Annotated in this window: 3 protein-coding genes and 1 pseudogene; 3 read left to right on the top strand and 1 reads right to left on the bottom strand. The window is 62.9% G+C overall.

The window, feature by feature from the left end:
• Positions 1–551: pseudogene (locus ACO48X_RS10450) on the top strand (aromatic amino acid transporter AroP); the annotation flags it as partial.
• 7 nt (positions 552–558) lie between these two features.
• Positions 559–2,058: an amino acid permease gene (locus tag ACO48X_RS10445; protein WP_485002026.1), complete on the top strand. Its 1,500-nt coding sequence runs from the start codon at positions 559–561 to the stop codon at positions 2,056–2,058.
• Positions 2,059–2,130: 72 nt separating this feature from the next.
• Here the strand turns inward: ACO48X_RS10445 and ACO48X_RS10440 are convergent, their stop codons facing one another.
• The gene (locus tag ACO48X_RS10440) at positions 2,131–3,420 is read right to left on the bottom strand and encodes an OPT family oligopeptide transporter (RefSeq protein ID WP_485002025.1); all 1,290 of its coding nucleotides are present in this window, start codon (positions 3,418–3,420) and stop codon (positions 2,131–2,133) included.
• Between the two features lie 91 nt (positions 3,421–3,511).
• Between ACO48X_RS10440 and ACO48X_RS10435 the strand changes: the two genes are divergently transcribed.
• On the top strand, positions 3,512–4,718 hold a 1,207-nt coding region (locus ACO48X_RS10435), incomplete at its 3' end, for a hemolysin family protein (protein WP_485002024.1).

Here is a 4,718-nt window from a genome sequence, read left to right as displayed (position 1 = left end):
TCGTCGTCCTGACTGCCGCCCTCTCCGTCTACAATTCGGGGCTCTACTCCAACGGCCGCATGCTCTATTCGCTCGCCCGCCAGGGCAACGCCCCGAAGGCGTTCACCATGCTCTCCCAACGCGGAATCCCCTTTGTCGGCGTGCTGTTCTCCTCGCTCGTGACGGCGACGGCGGTGGCAATTGTCTATTTCCTGCCGGATACCGCTTTCAAGATCGTCATCTCGACGGCGTTGGCATCGGGGATCATATCCTGGGCCATCATTTTGATCACTCAGAGGAAGTTCAGGAGGGTCATCGGGCCCCAAGGCGAGGCGGAGCTTTCATTCAAGCTCCCGGGAGGCAAAACGACGAACTCGGTCGTTCTCGCCGCGCTGGGAGGGCTCCTCGCGCTTATGGCCTTCAGCGCTGACTATCGAACGGCGGTCATCGTCCTCCCGATCTGGCTCGCCATTCTATTCGTCGCCTACGAGGTCGGACGGCGGACGGTCAAGCTCGGCCGTGGGCGAATCCCCTCCGACGGCGCCGGTGAGTCGGCGCATCCAAAGATGTGAGGAATCGATGAACGGTCACAACGGCGCGAGTTCCGGGAAGGGCGGACTGCTCCGACGAGCGGCCAAATCGCCCGGCGCCCGATGCGAGGACGCATTCGACGACGTCGTCGCCCGGAAAGACCCCGAAGGCCTCCGCAAGGGCCTGACCACCCGGCACATCCAGATGATCGCCTTCGGAGGGGCGATTGGGACGGGGTTGTTTTACGGTTCGGCGGAGGGGATCAAGCTGGCCGGCCCGTCGATTCTTCTGGCTTACGCCCTGGGTGGGATCGTCATTTTCTTTGTGGTGCGCGCGATGGGGGAGATGTCGGTCCATCGGCCGAGTTCGGGCTCCTTCAGCCGTTACGCCAATGACTATTGGAGCCCCCGGGCGGGGTTTGTGGCCGGTTGGAATTACTGGTTTAACTACATCGCTGTGGCGATGGCCGAACTGACGGTGGTCGGCCAGTACATTCAGTACTGGTTTCCGTCGGTTCCTGCGTGGGCGTCGGCGGCCGTCGTGTTGCTTGTCATCACCATGGTCAACCTCGTCGGGGTAAGGGCCTTTGGCGAGTTCGAGTTCTGGTTTTCCGCGATCAAGGTGGCGGCGGTCGTCGGGATGATCGTTCTGGGCCTTTACGTGATTGCAGCGGGCGTGAACTCCAATCCGCATCTGCCCGACCCCTCCTTCTCCCACCTTTTCGATCGCGGGGGCTTTTTCCCCGGAGAGCTCAACGGCTTCCTCGTCTCCCTGGTTTTCGTGATGTTCTCCTTCGGGGGCATCGAGCTCATCGGGATAACCGCGGGCGAGGCCGACGATCCCCAACGGTCCATTCCCAAGGCGATCAATCAGGTCGTCTACCGCATCCTCATCTTCTACATCGGCGCGCTGTTCGTCATCATGGCCGTTGTGCCGTGGAATGCGATCGACGGCAAGCTCAGCCCCTTCGTCCAGATCTTCGATTCCGTGGGCATCAAGGCCGCCGCGCACGTTCTCAACTTCGTCGTCCTGACTGCCGCCCTCTCCGTCTACAATTCGGGGCTCTACTCCAACGGTCGCATGCTCTATTCGCTCGCCCGCCAGGGCAACGCCCCGAAGGCCTTTATGCGTCTGTCCCGCCGCGGGATCCCCTACGCGGGGGTTCTGTTTTCGTCGATGGTGACGGCCGTCGCCGTCGCCGTCATCTACTTCCTGCCGGATACGGCCTTCTCGATTCTCATGGCGATGGCCCTCGGCGCCTCGATCATTTCGTGGGTCATGATCCTGCTCACCCACAGGGCATTCCGAAAGAGGATCGGCTCGGGCCTCGCCGACCTGGCGTTCAAGCTTCCCGGCGGCCTGGCCTCGAACGCCGTCGCCCTCGTCAGCCTCGTGGGCGTTTTCATCCTCATGGCTTTCAACCCCGATTATCGAACATCCGTCGCCGTCATGCCGATATGGCTTTTCATCCTTTTTGCCGCATACGAGGTGAAGAAGAGATCCTCTAAGTCCGGGCCGTCAGAGCGGATGCAAGAAGCCCGGCGCTGAGCCTCACTGTAAAACACGGGGCCGCGCCGCCTGGCGGGCCCCGTGCTCAGGCGCAGGCTAGACGGCCAGAAATCACTTCTCGGCCTGCACGCGCGCGTGCTTGTACAGCAGCGTGGCCGCGGCAGCGAACAGCGCTGTCCCTATGAACTTCGCTGGCGTCGCGAACCCTTCGCCGACGACGGCAAGGGGAGCGTCGTCGCCCGACCAGCCGACGATTCCCGCGTAGATCACGCCGAAAAGGGATTCGCCGACGATCAGCCCGGTGCTCATGAGCACTCCCATGCGCTTTTTGCCGTCGACGTCGCCGCCGGAGCGTTCGGCCCACCTGTCGTACAGCGTGCCGAGCACGGCGCCGAGCGCGATGGTCAACGTCGTCGTGGGCATGAGGTACATGCCCATCCCCACCGCGAGGGGCGGAAGCTTGAGCCTGCCGGCTGTCCCGCGCTTGAGCGTTTCGTCGACGACGATGACCACGATTCCGATGAATGCGCCCCAGCCGATGTACGTCCAGTCGAGGGAATTGTCGAAGATTCCCTTGGCCAGCTTGGAGATGATCGATGCCTGCGGCGCGTTGAGGGCGTTGTCTTTGGCGCCCGGCGTGCCCGCGAAGCCGAATGTGCTTTGAAGCAGGCCCAGCACGGGGGCGATGACAACCGATCCGAAGAGCACTCCAATGACGAGTGCGACCTGCTGTTTCCACGGCGTGGCACCGACGAGCTGGCCGGTTTTGAGGTCTTGGAGGTTGTCGTTGGAAATCGTGGAGATGCCGAAGACGACGGCCGCCGTGAAGAGCGTGAAAGCGATGAGCGCCTTCGTCTCCGATCCGTCGGCGGGGCCGTAGGCAAGCTTGATGGCGAGGGCGCCCACGAGCACGACGAGAATTCCCACACCCGAGATCGGCGAGTTCGACGACCCGATGAGCCCGGCCATGTAGCCGCAGACGGCGGCGACGACGAGTCCGATGAGGAGGATGAACGCCACCGAGACGACCATGAGGTGCGTCGAATTGTGGATGGCGGTCCCGTTGACGAAGTCCGCCAGGAGGAATCCGATGGGAAGCATGAGAAGCGCGATCGTGGCGCCGACGATCTGGATCGGAATGTCGCGCTCGGTCAGATCCACTTTCTTGCCGGCATGGCGCTTCCCGGCGGCGATCGCGGCTTCGCGGATGCCGACGGCGATCGGTTTGAGGATCTTGATGAGCGTCCACACAGACGCGATCGCAATGACGCCGGCGCCGATGAACCTCACCTGGTCGATGAAAACACTCCTGACGGCCTCTTCCGACGCCGTCGCCGACTCGTCGCCCCACACAAGGGTCGGCAGAAGCAGCCTCCCAGCGAACGCACCCTGCCGACACATGCTCTGCCGATAAACGCGGCCTGACGGTGATTGCTTACTCATTTGCCGTGCCTCGGTGTGGCTGAGGGCGCGGGTGGGCGACAATGGAGGTGTGGATCCACTTGTCAAAGACATCCTTTTCGTCCTTCTTTTCACGCTGATCGGCGGTTTGTTCTCCGCGTCGGAGATGGCGCTCGTTTCCCTTCGCCAAACGCAGATCGACGAGATGTCCAAGAAAAGTTCGGCGGGCAAAGCCGTCGCGCGTTTGACGGCGGATTCGAATTGTTTTCTTTCCGCCGTCCAGGTCGGCGTGACGATCGCCGGCTTCTTCTCGGCGTCTTTCGGAGCCTCCGAGATCGCCCCGGTTCTTGCGCCGACGCTCCAGAAATGGGGGCTGGGCGCGTCCGCCTCCCAAACCCTGGCTTTCATTTTCGTGACCGTCGCCATCGCCTACCTGTCCATCGTCTGCGGCGAGCTCGTGCCCAAGCGCATCGCGCTCCAATCGGCCGAGACGATAGCGCGCGTCGTCGTGCGTCCGCTCTCGGTCATCACATTTTTGCTGCGCCCGGTGATCTGGTTCCTCGGCTTGTCCACCGACGTCGTGCTGCGGCTTCTCGGGCGCAACCCGCGCGAGCAGAAGGACACGATGGGCGTGGCCGAGCTCCGCGCCTTCGTCGCCAGTCAGGACACGATCGGCGAGGACGAGCGCGAGATGGTCGTCGACATGCTTTCGGTGGGCGACAGGACCGTCGAGCAGATCATGACTCCGCGCACAGAGGTGGAGTTCTTTTCTGCGGACACGGCGATCGAGGAGGCCCAAAAGGAGGTTTCGGAGCTCGAGCATTCGCGGTATCCGGTTCGCCACGGAACTTCGGACGACGACGTCGTCGGCTTCATCCACATCCGGGATCTCATCAATCCTTCGTCGAGCGTGAGGACGGTTGGCGACCTTGTCCGCGAAATACTGTTCTTTCCGACCGGCAAGCCGGTGATGGACGCCCTGAAGGAGATGCGCGCCAAGCACGCCCACCTCGCCGTCGTGGTGGACGAATACGGAGGAACCGACGGCATCATCACGCTCGAGGACGTCGTCGAGGAATTCGTCGGCGAGATACGCGACGAATACGATCAAGAGACGCCGGTGGCCATCAAGCGCGGGGATTCCCGGGACATCGACGGTTTGGCGAGCCGCGCGGAAATTGCGAAGGTCTTCGGCAGCGAGCTTCCCGAGGGCCCTTTCGACACCATCGGCGGGTACGTCGTCAACGAGCTCGGGCGCATGCCACGCGTGGGCGACGAGGTCCGCTGGGACGGGCGCA

The sequence above is a fragment of the Peptidiphaga sp. genome (genome assembly GCF_057238965.1).
This window is presented reverse-complemented; position numbering and strand designations above follow the sequence as displayed.